This window comes from Streptomyces sp. NPDC008313, assembly GCF_042956125.1.
Lineage (GTDB): Bacteria > Actinomycetota > Actinomycetes > Streptomycetales > Streptomycetaceae > Streptomyces.
The window spans coordinates 14,205-29,965 of sequence record NZ_JBIBFR010000015.1 but is presented as its reverse complement, the minus strand read 5'-3'; the positions used below and the strand labels follow the sequence as shown (position 1 = coordinate 29,965).

General features: G+C 71.9%; 13 protein-coding genes and 1 tRNA gene. 4 read left to right on the top strand and 10 right to left on the bottom strand.

Annotated elements, in window-relative coordinates; translation table 11 throughout:
• Positions 1 to 59: 59 nt before the first annotated feature.
• Positions 60 to 1,508 (bottom strand): FAD-dependent oxidoreductase, encoded by a 1,449-nt coding sequence (locus tag ACFY93_RS21090; protein ID WP_391361165.1) that lies wholly within the window; start codon positions 1,506 to 1,508, stop codon positions 60 to 62.
• A 454-nt stretch (positions 1,509 to 1,962) separates the two neighbouring features.
• A tRNA-Thr gene (locus ACFY93_RS21085) sits at positions 1,963 to 2,036 on the bottom strand.
• 249 nt (positions 2,037 to 2,285) lie between these two features.
• Between ACFY93_RS21085 and ACFY93_RS21080 the strand changes: the two genes are divergently transcribed.
• The 3 genes from ACFY93_RS21080 (at position 2,286) to ACFY93_RS21070 (ending at position 4,906) form a co-directional block, all read left to right on the top strand.
• On the top strand, positions 2,286 to 3,422 hold the full coding sequence (locus ACFY93_RS21080) for a sn-glycerol-3-phosphate ABC transporter ATP-binding protein UgpC (protein ID WP_391361162.1): 1,137 nt from the start codon (positions 2,286 to 2,288) through the stop codon (positions 3,420 to 3,422).
• A gap of 212 nt (positions 3,423 to 3,634) precedes the next feature.
• The gene (locus tag ACFY93_RS21075) at positions 3,635 to 4,093 is read left to right on the top strand and encodes a hypothetical protein (RefSeq protein WP_391361160.1); all 459 of its coding nucleotides are present in this window, start codon (positions 3,635 to 3,637) and stop codon (positions 4,091 to 4,093) included.
• Between the two features lie 81 nt (positions 4,094 to 4,174).
• Entirely contained in the window at positions 4,175 to 4,906 is a 732-nt protein-coding gene (locus tag ACFY93_RS21070; protein WP_391361158.1) for a sugar phosphate nucleotidyltransferase, read from the top strand.
• A gap of 278 nt (positions 4,907 to 5,184) precedes the next feature.
• Here the strand turns inward: ACFY93_RS21070 and ACFY93_RS21065 are convergent, their stop codons facing one another.
• The 6 genes from ACFY93_RS21065 to ACFY93_RS21040 all read right to left on the bottom strand — a co-directional run bounded on the left by ACFY93_RS21065 (position 5,185) and on the right by ACFY93_RS21040 (position 12,011).
• Positions 5,185 to 6,984: a DoxX family membrane protein gene (locus ACFY93_RS21065; RefSeq protein ID WP_391361156.1), complete on the bottom strand. Its 1,800-nt coding sequence runs from the start codon at positions 6,982 to 6,984 to the stop codon at positions 5,185 to 5,187.
• Positions 6,985 to 7,184: 200 nt separating this feature from the next.
• Positions 7,185 to 8,126 (bottom strand): 23S rRNA (guanosine(2251)-2'-O)-methyltransferase RlmB, encoded by a 942-nt coding sequence (gene rlmB / locus ACFY93_RS21060; RefSeq protein ID WP_391361153.1) that lies wholly within the window; start codon positions 8,124 to 8,126, stop codon positions 7,185 to 7,187.
• 123 nt (positions 8,127 to 8,249) lie between these two features.
• The gene (gene cysS / locus ACFY93_RS21055) at positions 8,250 to 9,650 is read right to left on the bottom strand and encodes a cysteine--tRNA ligase (RefSeq protein WP_391361152.1); all 1,401 of its coding nucleotides are present in this window, start codon (positions 9,648 to 9,650) and stop codon (positions 8,250 to 8,252) included.
• A 75-nt stretch (positions 9,651 to 9,725) separates the two neighbouring features.
• Positions 9,726 to 10,208 (bottom strand): 2-C-methyl-D-erythritol 2,4-cyclodiphosphate synthase, encoded by a 483-nt coding sequence (gene ispF, locus ACFY93_RS21050; protein WP_391361561.1) that lies wholly within the window; start codon positions 10,206 to 10,208, stop codon positions 9,726 to 9,728.
• 97 nt (positions 10,209 to 10,305) lie between these two features.
• Entirely contained in the window at positions 10,306 to 11,073 is a 768-nt protein-coding gene (gene ispD / locus ACFY93_RS21045) for a 2-C-methyl-D-erythritol 4-phosphate cytidylyltransferase (RefSeq protein WP_391361149.1), read from the bottom strand.
• Between the two features lie 455 nt (positions 11,074 to 11,528).
• Positions 11,529 to 12,011 (bottom strand): CarD family transcriptional regulator, encoded by a 483-nt coding sequence (locus ACFY93_RS21040; protein ID WP_003953493.1) that lies wholly within the window; start codon positions 12,009 to 12,011, stop codon positions 11,529 to 11,531.
• A gap of 785 nt (positions 12,012 to 12,796) precedes the next feature.
• On the opposite strand from ACFY93_RS21040, the gene ACFY93_RS21035 reads away from it, so the two are divergent.
• Positions 12,797 to 13,483 carry a DUF461 domain-containing protein gene (locus ACFY93_RS21035; RefSeq protein WP_391361146.1) on the top strand — a complete coding sequence of 229 codons (687 nt, stop codon included), beginning with the start codon at positions 12,797 to 12,799 and terminating at the stop codon, positions 13,481 to 13,483.
• Positions 13,484 to 13,618: 135 nt separating this feature from the next.
• Here the strand turns inward: ACFY93_RS21035 and ACFY93_RS21030 are convergent, their stop codons facing one another.
• Positions 13,619 to 14,299 carry a response regulator transcription factor gene (locus ACFY93_RS21030; RefSeq protein ID WP_362114769.1) on the bottom strand — a complete coding sequence of 227 codons (681 nt, stop codon included), beginning with the start codon at positions 14,297 to 14,299 and terminating at the stop codon, positions 13,619 to 13,621.
• Positions 14,296 to 15,570, bottom strand: a complete 1,275-nt coding sequence (locus ACFY93_RS21025) for an ATP-binding protein (RefSeq protein ID WP_391361143.1) — start codon at positions 15,568 to 15,570, stop codon at positions 14,296 to 14,298. Before ACFY93_RS21025 ends, ACFY93_RS21030 begins: the two co-directional genes overlap by 4 nt.
• Positions 15,571 to 15,761: the final 191 nt, after the last annotated feature.

Genomic DNA, 15,761 nt, shown 5'->3' with positions numbered 1-15,761 from the left:
GCCCCCATCCTGCCCGCCGCCACTGACATCGCCCGGCGGCGAGCGGGGGGGGGCCGGTGTCAGTGCCGGCCCGCCACCCGGTCGGCGACGCGGGCCAGCCGGGACGACTGGGCGCTGTGGGTGGTGAGTTCGCGTCGGTCGGCCGTGCGGTAGGTGGCGTACATGGCGTGGACGCCGAGCCAGCGGAAGGGTTCCGGCTCCCACTTGCGGACCCGGTGCCCGGCCCAGGGCAGGGCGGTCAGCTCGGTGGGGCCGGACTGGCCGGAGTCGTGCTGGACGAGGTCGCGGAGGGTGCGGGCGGCGAGGTTGGCGGTGGCGACACCGGACCCGACGTAACCGCCGGCCCAGCCGAGCCCCGTCGTCCGGTCCAGGGTCACCGTGGCACACCAGTCGCGGGGGACGCCGAGGACACCGGACCAGGCGTGGTCCACGCCGACGCCGGTCAGGGACGGGAAGAAGCCGATGAGGATCTCGTACAGCGCCTCGATGGTGGCCTGCTGGGTGCGCCCGTCATTGTCGGTGCGCGAGCCGAAGCGGTAGGGGATTCCGCGGCCGCCGAGCGCGATGCGGTCGTCGGCGGTGCGCTGGGCGTACATGTAGGCGTGCGCCATGTCGCCGAGGGTCTCGCGCCCCTCCCAGCCGACGGACTCCCACTCCTCGGCGCTCAGCGGCCGGGTCGCGATCATGGAGGAGTTCATGGGCAGCCAGGTGCGCCGCTGTCCCTTCAGGGAGGCCGTGAACCCCTCGGTGCAGCGCAGGACATAGGGCGCGCGGACCGTGCCGTACGGGGTGACCGCGTGGCCGGGGCGGATCTCGGTGACCGGCGTCCGCTCGTGGACGGTGACGCCCAGCGCCTCGACGACCGCGGCGAGGCCCTTGACCAGCTTCACCGGGTGGAGGCGGGCGCCGTGCGGGGTCCAGGCCGAGCCGACGGCGTCCGCGACCCTGATCCGCTCGGCGGTCTCCCGGGCGCCGTACAGCTCGCGGTCCTTCTCCCCGTACGAGAGTTCCGTCGCGTGGAACGCCTTGAGCCGCGCCAACTGCGCGGGTGTGCGGGCGACTTCGAGGACGCCGCCCTGGTGGATGTCCGCGTCGATGCCCTCCAGCCCGGCGACCCGGACGACCTCGCCGACGGTGTCGTTCATCGCCCGCTGGAGGCGGACGGCGGCCTCGTGCCCGTGCAACTTCGCGTATCGGTCCCGGCCCGCGACCCCGTTGTAGAGCCAGCCGCCGTTGCGCCCCGAGGCGCCGTAGCCGCAGAACTTCTGCTCCAGGACGGTGATCCGCAGGAAGGGGGCCGCCTTCTTCAGGTAGTACGCGGTCCACAGTCCCGTGTAGCCGCCCCCGACGATCACGACATCGGCCGACGTGTCCCCCGCCAGCGGCTCCCGCACACCGGGCAGCCCGTCCTGTGCGTACCAGAACGACACCCCGCCGTTGACGACCCCGCCGACCGGCCCGCCGACGGCGCCCGAGCCGCCGCCCGCACTGCTTCCCGCACTGCTCATGACGGGGACGTTAACCCTCGGGGACCCTGGATGTCTCCTTCGGATTCCGCACTCTTTTCCGCCCCGCGACGCGCCCCACCAGCCGGCCGGGCACGCACCGGGCACGCGTTCGACGGCACGGATTGACGCAGTCCAGACCATGATCCGGGGCGCCGACCCCATGACCACTTCCACCGCTTCCCCAAAGCGGCGCCGGTGGCGCCCTACGTGCTGGGCGGCATCGGCATTCTCCTGCTGGTTCCCGCTTCGGTAGCGCTCCGCCTCGGGAGAGAGTCGGGCATTTTCGAGACCTGGGCGATAGAAGCCAAACCCGGGCATACGGGCCACAGAGGCTACCCGCTCAAGGACCGCTTCGCCCCCCGAACGCGGGTGACCGTCCCGGCCCATGTCACCCGTGGACGCCGAACGCCCCGGACCGATCACCGGCCGGGGCGTTCTCGCTGTTCAGCGACAGAGCCCCCTGTCGGATTCGAACCGACGACCTTCGCTTTACAAGAGCGGCGCTCTGGCCAACTGAGCTAAGGGGGCGGGACGCGCGCGCGGTGTGGTGCTGTCGCGGGCGTGCTCGTGCAGTGTACCCACGTCACGCGGGTGGCCCGGTGAGAATTTCCGCGAAGTTCATGGCCCCGGAGGTACTGACAGATCCGGTGAACGCCGGGTAGCGTCCTGTCTCGGTTCACTCTTGTGGACTACACCACTATGGGCTGTTCCGTAGTGGATCACCACCTTTACAACGGATCGTCCGGCACGTTCCTGCCGGTGAAGGGGGCCCTCACCATGGCCACTGTTTCTTTCGACAAGGCGACCCGGATCTACCCGGGTTCCGAGAAGCCCGCCGTCGACGCCCTGGAGATCGACATCGCGGACGGCGAGTTCCTCGTCCTCGTCGGTCCCTCCGGCTGCGGCAAGTCCACCTCGCTCCGCATGCTCGCGGGGCTCGAGGACGTGAACGGCGGCGCCATCCGCATCGGTGACCGCGACGTCACGCACCTGCCGCCCAAGGACCGGGACATCGCCATGGTGTTCCAGAACTACGCGCTCTACCCGCACATGACCGTCGCCGACAACATGGGCTTCGCGCTCAAGATCGCCGGCGTCAACAAGGCCGAGATCCGCCAGAAGGTCGAGGACGCGGCGAAGATCCTCGACCTCACCGAGTACCTGGGCCGCAAGCCGAAGGCCCTCTCCGGCGGTCAGCGCCAGCGTGTCGCCATGGGCCGCGCCATCGTGCGTGAGCCCCAGGTGTTCCTCATGGACGAGCCGCTGTCGAACCTCGACGCCAAGCTCCGCGTCTCCACGCGTACGCAGATCGCGTCCCTCCAGCGCCGTCTCGGCATCACCACCGTGTACGTCACCCACGACCAGGTCGAGGCCATGACCATGGGCGACCGGGTGGCCGTGCTCAAGGACGGTCTGCTCCAGCAGGTCGACTCCCCGCGCAACATGTACGACCGCCCCGCGAACCTGTTCGTCGCCGGGTTCATCGGCTCGCCCGCGATGAACCTCGTCGAGGTCCCGATCACCGACGGCGGCGTGAAGTTCGGCAACAGCGTCGTCCCGGTCAACCGTGAGGCCCTCCAGGCCGCCACCGACAAGGGCGACCGCACGGTCACCGTCGGCGTCCGCCCCGAGCACTTCGACATCGTCGAGCAGAACGGCAGCGTCGCGAAGACCCTGTCGAAGGACAGCGCGGACGCCCCGGCCGGCCTCGCCGTCTCGGTGAACGTGGTCGAGGAGCTCGGCGCCGACGGTTACGTCTACGGCAGCGCCAAGGTGGGCGACGAACTCAAGGACCTGGTCGTCCGCGTCAGCGGCCGCGCCGTCCCGGACAAGGGCGCCACGCTGCACGTCGTGCCGCGTCCGGGCGAGCTGCACGTCTTCTCCACGTCGACGGGCGCGCGCCTCTCCGACTGAACCCGCTCCCTGGATCGGGTGAATTCGCCGACTTGGCAGGGAAAGGCCCCGCAGCCTGCTGCGGGGCCTTTCCCGTTGTCGACAAATACCCCAGCAGGCCGGACATTTCGACCCGTGTGCGTCAACCTCACGCCCGTAAAGCCAGGAAATTCCGTCACTCGAATCGGTGACTAAATGTCGCCAAAACATCACCCCGCGCTACCCTCACTCGCGTGAAGCACTCCACCACTAACCAACGGACCCGGCACGGCCGTGGCCCCGCCCGCCGGATCGGCCGCACCCTCGCCCTCGTTCTGCCTGTCGTCCTGGTGCTCTCCGGGACTCTCGCGGTCACCCGAGTCGACTGGTCGGGGAACTCCTCGAACTCGGTGCTCACCGCCTCCGAGGCCCTGTCGACGGGCGCCTCCACGCACGCCAGGTCCCGCGCCCCGCAGGACGTCCTGCGCGACCGGCTCCTGCTCGAACTGCAGGAGAAGGACCCGGGGGTCGCCCTCACCCACCTCCAGCAGGCGGTGAACGACCGCCCGTCGCTGGCCAAGCACTGCGTGTCCATCGCCCGCGCGCTCGGCCGCGCCGCGGTCCGGACGTACGGACCCGCCCGCGCCCAGTCGTACGCACGCCCCGTCTGCGACACCGCCTTCGCCTCGGGGGTCGCGGCCCAGTACAGCTGAGCCGACAGGCTCCGGGCCCCGCCGCGGCAGGCCCCCGGGGCCCGGAGCCTGCCCTTTCGGGGCGCCACGTACAGTTCGGGCATGACCGATCCGAACGCCGCCTCGCGCCCCGTTCAAGCCGTCGTCCTCGCGGGTGGCCAGGGTTCCCGGCTGCGCCCCTACACCGACGACCGGCCCAAGCCGATGGTCGAGATCCCCGGCACCGGGACTCCGATCATCGGCCATCAGCTGTCCTGGCTGGCCGAAGAGGGCGTGACCGACGTGGTCGTCAGCTGCGGCCATCTCGCCGAGGTCCTGCAGAAGTGGCTGGACTCGGCCGACCTGCCCGTCTCCGTCACGACCGTCGTCGAGACGGAGCCCCTCGGGCGCGGTGGCGGCCTCCGCCACGCGGCGGCGCACCTGCCGCACCCCGACCGCCCCTGGTACGCGACGAACGGCGACATCTGGACCCGCTTCTCGCTGCGCGACATGGCGGACTTCCACAGCGAGCGCGACGCGGTCGCGACCCTCGCGCTGGCCCGCCCGCGCATCCCGTGGGGCGCCGTCCAGACGGACGGCTTCGGGCACATCACCGACTTCATCGAGTCCCCGCCGACCACCTTCGAGGTCAACGCGGGCGTGTACGTCTTCTCCCCCGAGTTCACCGGGCTGCTCCCGGAGCGCGGCGACCACGAGCGCACCACGTTCCCCCGGCTGGCCCGGGAGAACCGGCTGGCCGGCTTCCCGATCCCGCAAGGCGCGTACTGGCGTGCCATCGACACGGCGAAGGACCTGACGGAGGCGGCCAAGGAGCTGGCGGCACTGAGCCGTTGAGCCGTCGGCCGGTCGTGAACGGCGACCCGTGAACCGGCCGGTCGGCCGTGAACAGTGGCCCGTGAACCGGGCGGCCGTGAGCGGTGGTCGTGAACAGCGGCCCGTGAACCGGCCGCCCTCGGCGACCGCTCGTGTACGGCCGCCTCAGGAACGGCCCCGGCGCGGCCCCGGCACTGTCGCGGCCACCGCGCCGCCCCGCCCACCCGGACACAAGAGGGGCCCGTACACCGGTGCGTGACACGCCTTCGGTGTACGGGCCCTTCCGTCTGCCCGGTGGGCTAGCCCAGCAGCCCGCCCACGAGTCCGGAGCCGCCGGACCCGCCCGAGCTGCCGCCGCCGCCCGAGGTGCCTCCCGAGCCGGATCCGCCCGAGCCACCGCCCGAGGCCGGTCCCGAACTGGTGCTCGGCGCCTGCGCCGGGGAGGACTGCCGGGGCGGTGCCTGGCCGCTGCCCGCCGTCTGGCTGGGCCGGCCGGTCGTGGCCGCCCCGCCGGTCTGCCGGGTCGCACCGGGCGTGGTGGCCGCCCCGGACGGGGACGAGGAGCTGCCCCGGGTGGGGGAACCGGACGAGGACGGGTCGGCGCTGTGGCGGCGCTTGCCGGGCTCGTCGGGGAGCGGGGAGCCGGGCAGTTCGTTGCGCGGGGCCTCACCGGGGCCGGGGACGACGACCCGGTCGGCGTCGCGGACGGCGCCGCCGAGGAGGGAGCCGACGAGCAGGGTGAGCCCGACGACGACCGTGGAGACCAGTGCACCGCGGCGCAGCACGCGCCGCCGCAGGTCCCAGATCGCGGCGCGCGGGCCGAGCGTCCGCCAGGCCTCGCCCGCGAGACGCCCGTCGACGGAGTAGACGGGGGCACCCGCGATGATCAGCGGGGACCAGGCGGCGAGGTAGATGATGTCCGGCGCGTCGTAGGCGGGCACCGTCTTCCAGCTGACCGTGACGATCAGCGCGGCCGACAGCGTCGCGCCGACGACGGCGGCGACCCGCTGCCACAGTCCGAGGACCGTGAGCACGCCGACGGCGACCTGGAAGAACGCGATGGCGAGCCCGGAGCCGACCGGGTGCTGCAGCCCGAACTCGCGCAGCGGCTCGGCGATCGCCCAAGGGTGCAGCGAGTTCAGCCACTTGACCATCGAGCCGCGCTCGCCGCCGTCGAAGAAGACGGGGTCGCAGAGCTTGCCCATGCCGGCGTAGATGGAGATGAAGCCGAGGAAGACGCGGAGCGGGAGGAGGACGACGCCGAGGTTCATCCGGCGGCCGGGGTAGTACGCGTGACGGACGGCGTCCGCGCCCTGCCGCCTGCCCCGCGTCCCGCTCCCGTCCTGCCCGTCGTCCTCGAACCCTTCGTCCTCGAACCCGTCGCCCTCGAATCCGTCGTCGTACGCGTCGTGGGCGCCCTCGTCGTAGCCGTCGCGCCCGTAGCCGTCGCGGCGGTAGCCGTCGTGCCCGTCGCGCCCGTAGGTGTCCTGGCCGCCGGTGAACCCGCCGCCTCCGTAGGCGGGTTCGTCGTAGGCGCTGCCCACCGTGCGCATCCGCGGCAGCAGCCGGGTGCCCGCGCCCTCGGGGAGGTGCGGGACGCCGACCGTGGGGGTCGGGACGGTCGCGCCCGCGTCGTCGTGGGAGTCGCCGTAGCCCGCGGCGTAACCGGCGCCGTGGTCACCGTCGTAGCGGTCGTGCCCGTCCGCGCCGACGCGCGGGATGACCTGGGTCGCGCCCGCGTCGGCGGCCGGGTCCTCGCCGTGCCGCACGCTCGTGTGCCGGACGGCCTGGAGCAGCCGCGAGGCGCCCGTGTCGTCGGGCGCGGACCTGCCGCTCCAGACGACGGGCGCGCGGCGGCGCGCTCCGGGGGCGGCGGCGGACGGGATGCGGGCGGCGTTCTGGGCGGCGCTCAAGTGCCCTGCGGCACGCGGGGACTTGGCCCGCGCGGAGGCGTTGAGCTGCACGCGGAAGCTCGCATGATTGACGATGACCTGCGCCGGATCGCTCGGCACCTTCACCATGCTCAGCGCGGGAACGTCGTCGAATCCAGACGAGCGGTCCCCCGTGGGTGTGCGGGGTGTTCTGGTGTCCACACTCATCTAACCGAGTGACAAGTCGTTAGGACACTGCTTTGACCGCGCCGATCTGTCCGGACCGCGTCAAGGTCGTCCGGGTGCCGTCCGGTTCGTCACGGTTGCCTCCCGGACGCGGCTTTCGCTCCTCCGGGGCACGCCCCACCCCGGTATCCACAGGGGTCCGCACCCGCCGCCGGGGCGGGTGCGGACGGCTCCCCGGACGCTCAGGCGCGGCGCCGGGACGCCTCGTACAGCACGACTCCGGCGGCGACACCGGCGTTCAGCGACTCGGCGCCGCCGGGCATCGGGATCCGGACCCGGTAGTCGCAGGTCTCGCCGACGAGCCGGGACAGGCCCTTGCCCTCGCTGCCGACGACGATGACGACCGGGCCGCCCAGCGCCTCCAGGTCACCGATCTCCCGCTCGCCGTCCGCGGCGAGTCCGACGACGGCGATCCCGGCCTTCTTGTACGCCTCCAGCGCGCGCGTCAGGTTGGTGGCGCGGGCGACGGGCGTACGGGCGGCGGTGCCGGCGGACGTCTTCCAGGCACCGGCGGTCATACCGGCGGCGCGCCGCTCGGGCACGACGACACCGTGCCCGCCGAAGGCGGAGACGGACCTGACCACGGCACCCAGGTTGCGCGGGTCGGTCACGCCGTCGAGGGCGACGATCAGCGGGTCCTTGCCCTCGTCGTACGCGGCGGCCACGAGGTCCTCGGGATGCGCGTACTCGTACGGCGGCACCTGGAGGACCAGGCCCTGGTGGTTGAGCCCGTTGGTCATCCGGTCGAGCTCGGGGCGGGGCGCCTCCATGAGGTGGATGCCGCCGCGCTCCCCGGCGAGCTGGAGCGCCTCGCGCACCCGCTCGTCGTTGTCGATGAACTGCTGCACGTACAGCGTCACGGCCGGGACGCCCTCGCGCAGCGCCTCGACGACGGGGTTGCGCCCGACGACCATCTCTGAGGTGCCCTTGCCGCCGCGGCCCCGGGGCACGGGGCGGCGCACGGCCTGCTTGGCCTTGGCGTTCGCGACGCGGTTCTTCTTGTGACCCTTGCGCATCTCGGCGGGCGGGGTGGGGCCCTTGCCCTCCAGGCCCCGGCGCCGCTGGCCGCCACTGCCGACCTGCGCGCCCTTCTTGCCGGACATGCGGCGGTTGTTAGCGGCCATGACCTACCTGTCTCTACGAAGCCGGGGCGGGGCGAGAACCCGCGCCCGCGGCGGAAGCATGAAAACGTATGTATGTGCAGTGTGCCGCCCGGAGACCCGGGCGGCACAATCGATCAAGGAACGTCAGCGCGGCCCGAGGGACCAGCGCGGCCCCTGCGGACCGTCCTCGATGACGAGCCCGGACTGGTTGAGCTGGTCGCGGATGGCGTCCGCGGTGGCCCAGTCCTTGCGCCCGCGCGCCGCCTCCCGCTGGTCCAGGACCATGCGGACGAGGGTGTCGACGACCCCGTGAAGGTCCTCGCCGCGGTCGCCCTCGCCGGCCCAGCGCGGGTCGAGCGGGTCGAGCCCGAGGACGCCGAGCATGGCACGGACCTCGGCGAACCGGGCCACGGCGGCTTCCTTGTCGTCGGCCGCGAGCGCGGAGTTCCCCTGGCGGACCGTCGTGTGCACGATGGCGAGCGCCTGGGGCACGCCCAGGTCGTCGTCCATCGCCTCGGCGAAGGCGGGCGGCACCCGGTCGGCGGGCTCGACGGCTCCCCCGGCCTTCTCGACGACGCGCTGGAGGAAGCCCTCGATCCGCGCGAACGCCGACTCGGCCTCGCGCAGGGCCTCCTCGCTGTACTCGATCATCGAACGGTAGTGCGGGGTGCCCAGGTAGTAGCGGAGCACGATCGGGCGCCAGTTCTTGACCATCTCGCTGACGAGAACCGAGTTGCCGAGCGACTTCGACATCTTCTCGCCGCTCATGGTGACCCAGGCGTTGTGCACCCAGTACCGGGCGAACTCGTCGCCGAAGGCCTTGGCCTGGGCGATCTCGTTCTCGTGGTGCGGGAAGATCAGGTCGAGGCCGCCGCCGTGGACGTCGAAGGCGGTGCCCAGGTACTTGTGGGCCATCGCGCTGCACTCGAGGTGCCAGCCCGGCCGGCCCCTCCCCCACGGCGTCTCCCACGTCGGCTCACCGGGCTTGGCGGCCTTCCACATGGCGAAGTCCCGCGGGTCCCGCTTGCCGGTCTCGCCCTCGCCGGACGGCTGCAGCAGATTGTCCAGCTCCTGGTTGGACAGCTGGAGGTAGCCCGGGAACGAGCGCACGTCGAAGTACACGTTGCCGTCGGCCTCGTAGGCGTGGCCGCGCTCGATGAGGCCGCGCATCATCTCGACCATCTCGGTGACATGGCCGGTGGCACGCGGCTCGTACGTGGGCGGCAGGCAGCCGAGCACGTCGTAACCGTCGTTGAAGGCACGCTCGTTGGCGTAACCGATGGCCCACCAGGGGCGGTCCTGCTCGGCCGACTTGGTGATGATCTTGTCGTCGATGTCCGTCACGTTCCGCACGAACGTGACGTCGTAGCCGCGGTACTCGAACCAGCGGCGCATGATGTCGAAGTTGAGGCCCGACCGGATGTGCCCGATGTGGGGTGCGGCCTGCACGGTGGCGCCACACAGGTAGATCGAGACACAACCCGGCACGAGCGGAGTGAAGTCACGGATCTGCCGGGCGCTGGTGTCGTACAGGCGAATGGTCACCCCACAAGGGTAGTGGGCGAGGGCGCGTGCGCGTGAATAGCCCGTCCGGTTCACGCCCGTCCGGTTCACCCCGTGTCACCCCACCCGCACCACCAGCGCCGTGGCCACCGCCATCAACCCCTCGCCGCGTCCCGGGAAGCCCAGCCCGTCCGTCGTCGCCCCGGACACGGACACCTCCGCCCCGGCCGCCTCGGACAGCACCTTCTGCGCCTCGTCCCGCCGCTTGCCGATCTTGGGGCGCGCGCCGACGACCTGCACGGCGACGTTCCCGATGTGGAACCCGGCCTCCCGCACGATGCGCGCCGCCTCGGTCAGCAGCGCGACGCCGGACGCGCCGGACCACTCGGGCCGCCCGGTGCCGAAGTGGGCACCGAGGTCGCCGAGTCCCGCCGCGGAGAAGAGCGCGTTGCAGGCGGCGTGCGCGACCACGTCGGCGTCGGAGTGGCCGGCCAGCCCGGGGCCCGCGCCCTCCCAGCGCAGCCCGGCGCACCACAGCTCGCGCCCCTCCTCGAAGGCGTGGATGTCGGTGCCGATACCGACCCGTGGCAGCGGCGGCATGCCCGGCGGGGGCGGGGGCGTGTCGGACTCCGGGGTGGCCTTGGGTGGCGGGGCCGCGTGCTCCGGGGTGGCGCGGGGCTGCGGGGTGCCGGGGGTCTCAGAAGCCATCGTTCGCCCTCCTGCGTGCGAGGACCGCCTCGGCGAGGACGAGGTCCAGCGGCCGGGTCACCTTGAACGCCTCCTCGTGCCCGGGGACCACCACCACCGGGACGCCGAGCCGCTCGACCATGCCGGCGTCGTCGGTCACGTCGTCGGTCACGGTCTCGTGGGCCCGTACGAGGGTGGCGCGGTCGAAGCCCTGCGGCGTCTGCACGGCGCGCAGGAGGGCCCGCTCGGGAGTGGCGACGACCGGCTCGGGCGCGCCGGGCTCCCCGGCGGGACCGACCTGCTTGACGGTGTCCGCGAGGGGCATCGCCGGTACGACGGCGGGGGCGCCGGCGCGGACGGCCCCGATGACGGCGTCGACGGTGTCGACGGGGACGAGCGGGCGGGCCGCATCGTGCACGAGGACGAGGTCGATGCCGGGCGGCAGGGCGTCGAGGCCGAGCCGGACGGACTCCTGGCGGGTGTCACCGCCGGGGACGACGAGGAAGTCCGTGCCGCCCGCGGGGGATCCGCCGGGCAGCGCGTGCGCGTCGAGCAGCGTCTTGACCTCGGCGGCGCCGTCCGGCGGGGCCACGACGACGACCAGGGAGACGGCGCGGGACGCGGCCATCGCACGCACCGCGTGGATGAGCATGGGCGTGCCGTTCAGCGTGCGAAGCGCTTTGGGGGCGCCCGGACCGAGGCGTACACCCCGTCCGGCGGCCGGAATCACGACCGCGATGGTGGCTCCCGCCTGCGGGGGGCGCGAATCGTCAGACATCGGTTCCTGTCAGGTTTGTTGGCTCGGCCGACGTGGGTAGGCCACGGGGAGTGCCGGGCGCGACGACTTGACCGGACCCTTCCGTGACATCTGGTCGAGTCGGCTGCCCGGGCCCGGCACACCTAGTATCGGGGCCCGCTGTGACCGGAGCGGGACGCGAGGGCGCCACGACCGCCGACTTGTCGGCTTACGGGCGTCGGACACACCGCCTCATGGGCGCCTCATGGGCGTCGAACACACCGCACCCCGTGCGGCGACCGCTCGCGGATCCACCGCCTCACCTACGGCACCGCTCATGGGTGCCATGGGCAGATCCGCGGGCACGTCCGAGGGGAAACGGACATGCCGCAGCGCCCGGCGACAGCACTTCCGTGCGTCATCGGGCACCGCGGCATTTCAATGCGCTGAGCAGCGGGCGGGTTCCTGCTCAGCGAGCTGAGCGGGCGGCGCCTGCGTCAGGACGCGAGGACCTCGTCGAGCAGGGCCTCGGCCTTGTCCTCGTTGGTGTTCTCCGCCAGGGCGAGCTCGCTCACCAGGATCTGCCGGGCCTTGGCGAGCATGCGCTTCTCACCTGCGGAGAGGCCACGCTCACGCTCGCGACGCCACAGGTCACGCACGACTTCCGCGACCTTGATGACATCGCCGGAGGCGAGCTTCTCCAGATTTGCCTTGTAACGACGCGACCAGTTCGTGGGCTCCTCGGCATACGGCGCGCGCAGCACCTCGAAGACCCGGTCCAGCCCGTCCTGACCGACCACATCACGCACGCCGACGAACTCCGCATTGTCCGCTGGCACACGCACTGTCAGGTCACCCTGGGCGACCTTCAGCACCAAGTAGGTCTTGTCCACGCCTTTGATCTGACGAGTTTCGATAGCCTCGATCAGCGCGGCCCCGTGATGGGGATAGACCACGGTGTCGCCAACCTTGAACGTCATGTGACAGGTACCCCTTCCGTGGCTATCCAGGGTAACACGGAAACGGCGTCTTCTGAATGGCGTTTTCGCAGGTCAGGGCATATCTCGGGGCTTGACAACAGCAACAGGGACGTGCTGCGCACGGCGAGCGGAAGGGGGTATTCGCAGGTCGGAGCGGCTGTCCGGGCGACGAGAAACGCGTACGTTACACACATCCCAGCCCGCTTGCCAACGGCGAAACGTCCCCTTTTGTCCGCACCCAGGTGATCGACTTACGCTACTCCGTTCGGTGACGGGAGCCGGGTACGGGGCGAATCCGGAATTGATCAACGCGCCCGGTGATCAATTTCCCGTACGGCTCCCCGCGGTGCCCCGCATTCCTTACGTGAAAATCGTGAGCGAAGACCGTGTGCCCCGACGCGCATAGCCCCGCATGCCCTCACGCGCATAGTCCGCGCGAGCCCCTCTTACGCAAGCCCCTCATATGTGAATGGCGGACGCGGCGCGGCCAAAGTAGCCGAGACGTCCGGCCGCGGCCAGGCGGCGGGCGGGGCGCACAGGAGGCGTGGACGGAGCCCGCCGGGGGCGTGGACGGGGCGGTCCGGCGCCAGGGCCGCCCGGCGCAGTCGGGGGAAGTCCGCCCGGAGGGGAGGGTCGGGTGCGGCGGCGGGGGAACGGCTCGGTAACCTAGGCCCGCTGACTGATCCTTAGGGCGGTTCCGCGCCGCCCGCCTCGTCAAGGGGGCCGACACCCCATCCGTGGGGCCGACACCCCGTACCGCCCACGTTCAAGGAGTTGCCGCCGCCGTGAGCAGCAGCCTTCGACGCGGCGCTCTCGCCGCCGCCGCCATCGCGTTCTCGATCGCCTCGCTCGCCGCGTGCGGCGCCGGCAGCAACGCCCAGACACTCCAGATCAAGCCGGACAACGCGGCGACCTCCGTCGGGGACGTCAAGGTGCAGAACGCCCTGGTCATCACCGAGCCCGACGGCACCGCCGAGGGCCCGGCCGTGGTCTCCGCGACCATCTACAACAACGGCGACACCGCGCAGACGCTGGACTCGGTCACCGTCGACGGCGCCGGCGGTCCCGCCGAGCTCAAGCCCGCCAAGGGCTCGGGCAAGGTGACCGTCCCGGCCCACGGCTACATCGTCCTGGGCGGCAAGGACAACGCCGCCGCCTCCCTGGCGAGCGCGGGCCAGAACGTGAAGGCCGGCAACGTCCAGAAGGTCACGTTCAGCCTGAGCAAGACCGGTGACGTCTCCCTGAAGGCGCTCGTCGTCCCGGCCGAGAGCTACTTCACCAAGTGGGGCCCGAGCGAGGTCCCCACCGCTCCGGGTGCGAGCGCGAGCGCGTCCGCCAAGCCGTCGTCGTCGGCGTCCGGGTCCCCCGCGGGCACGGCGTCGGAGTCGGCCTCCGGCGCGGCGGCCGACTCGTCGGGCACGCCCACGGACGCCGCCTCGGCCAGCGCGTCGGGCGCTGCCGCCGGCAACTGACCTCCGGCGCACGGCGGGCCGCGCGAGGCCCGCGGCGCCGGGCAGCACACACGGAAAGGGCGGGACCCCTCGGCAGAGGAGTCCCGCCCTTTCCGTACGTCCACGTCCCCGCGGACGGGGCCGGGCCGGGCCGGTCTACGGCTCGAACTTGTACCCGAGACCGCGCACCGTCACCAGATAGCGCGGCGCCCCCGGGTCCGGCTCGATCTTGGCGCGCAGCCGCTTCACGTGGACGTCGAGGGTCTTGGTGTCGCCCACGTAGTCGGCGCCCCACACCCGGTCGATGAGCTGCATCCGGGTGAGGACACGCCCGGCGTTGCGCAGGAGCATCTCCAGGAGGTCGAACTCCTTGAGCGGGAGGTCGACCTTGGAACCGGCGACGGTGACCACGTGACGGTCGACGTCCATCCGCACCGGGCCCGCCTCCAGAGCGGCCGGAGCGACCTCCTCCGGCTCCCCCCGGCGCCGCAGCACGGCACGGATCCGCGCGACCAGCTCGCGCGAGGAGAACGGCTTGGTGACGTAGTCGTCGGCGCCTATCTCCAGGCCGACGACCTTGTCGATCTCGCTGTCCTTGGCGGTCACCATGATCACCGGGACGTTGGAGCGGCCGCGCAGCTGGCGGCAGACCTCCGTACCGGGCAGGCCCGGCAGCATCAGGTCGAGGAGGACGAGGTCGGCGCCGTTGCGCTCGAACTCGTCGAGTCCGTCGGGCCCGGTCGCCGCGATGGCGACTTCGAAACCCTCCTTGCGGAGCATGTACGACAGGGCGTCGGAGAAGGACTCCTCGTCCTCGACGACGAGCACACGGGTCACGGAAGGACCTCCGGGGCAGGAAGCGGTTCGTACGGGGAAGAGACGGTGGCCGTCCCGTCAAGCTGCTCGTCCTCGTCGTCTTCGTCGAGTCCGTGCATGTGGCCGGTCACACGGTCGCGGGCCGCGCCCGCCTCCGGCAGCCGCAGGGTGAACGTGGAGCCCTGACCCTCGGAGCTCCACACCGTGACCTCCCCGCCGTGCGAGGCGGCCACGTGTTTGACGATCGCGAGACCCAGGCCGGTACCGCCGGTGGCACGGGAGCGGGCCGGGTCGACGCGGTAGAAGCGCTCGAAGACGCGCTCCTTGTCCTTGTCGGAGATGCCGATGCCCTGGTCGGTCACGGCGATCTCGATGAGGTCTCCGCCGGGCGCGGTCACACGCCGCGCGGCGATCCCGACCCGGGTACGGGCCGGACTGTAGTTGACGGCGTTCTCGACGAGGTTGCCGAGGGCCGCGGCGAGCTGGCCCCGGCTGCCCCAGATGCTCAGGTCGGCGGTGCCCCCGGAGGCCATGGTGATCTGCTTCGCGCCGGCCTGGTGGCGGCAGCGGTCGATCGCCTCGGCGACGAGTTCGTCGACACGTACGGGCTCGGAGTCCTCCAGCGGGTCGTCGTTCTGCACCCGGGAGAGGTCGATGAGTTCCTGGACGAGGTTGGTGAGGCGGGTCGCCTCGATCTGCATGCGTCCGGCGAAGCGGGTGACGGCCTCGGGGTCGTCGGAGGCGTCCATGACGGCCTCGGAGAGCAGGGAGAGCGCGCCGACGGGGGTCTTGAGCTCGTGGCTGACGTTGGCGACGAAGTCGCGTCGTACGGCCTCGATCCTGCGGGCCTCGGTGAGGTCCTCGACGAGGAGGAGGACGAGGCGGGAGCCGAGCGGGGCCACGCGTGCGGAGACGGCGAGGGCGTCGCCCCGGCCGGTCCCCCTGCGCGGGAGGTCCAGCTCGACCTGGCGTATCTCCCCGTCGCGGCGGGTGTCGCGGGCCATCTGGAGCATCGGTTCCACGGCCAGCTTGCCGCCCCGGACCAGGCCGAGCGCGTACGCGGCCGAGCTGGCCTTGACGACGGCGTCGGCCTCGTCGAGCACGACGGCGGACGACCGCAGGACCGACAGCACCGTGTCGACGCCCGGCGGCAGTACGGGGTCGGTGTGCAGGGAGGTCCTGGTGGGGCGCTTCTGCTCGCGCTCGCTCCAGCGGAACGCGAGCATCGCGATCACACCGGTGAGCACTCCGGCGATCGCTGCCGCTGCGGCGACCGCCGCGTTCACGTCCATGTGTCCAGGTTAGGCACGTCATCGGGCCAGGCCACAGCCATCCGTGTGCGACCTCGAACACTCGTCGCCCAGAGTTCACCTTGGGGCCAGGGGCGGTTCATTCGGGGTGACGGAAACGGACGCGTACGGGCCGGAACGTGGGAGCGTGGGGTTCACGAGCCCCTCGGAACCCCCGAAGCCCGACGTAAGAG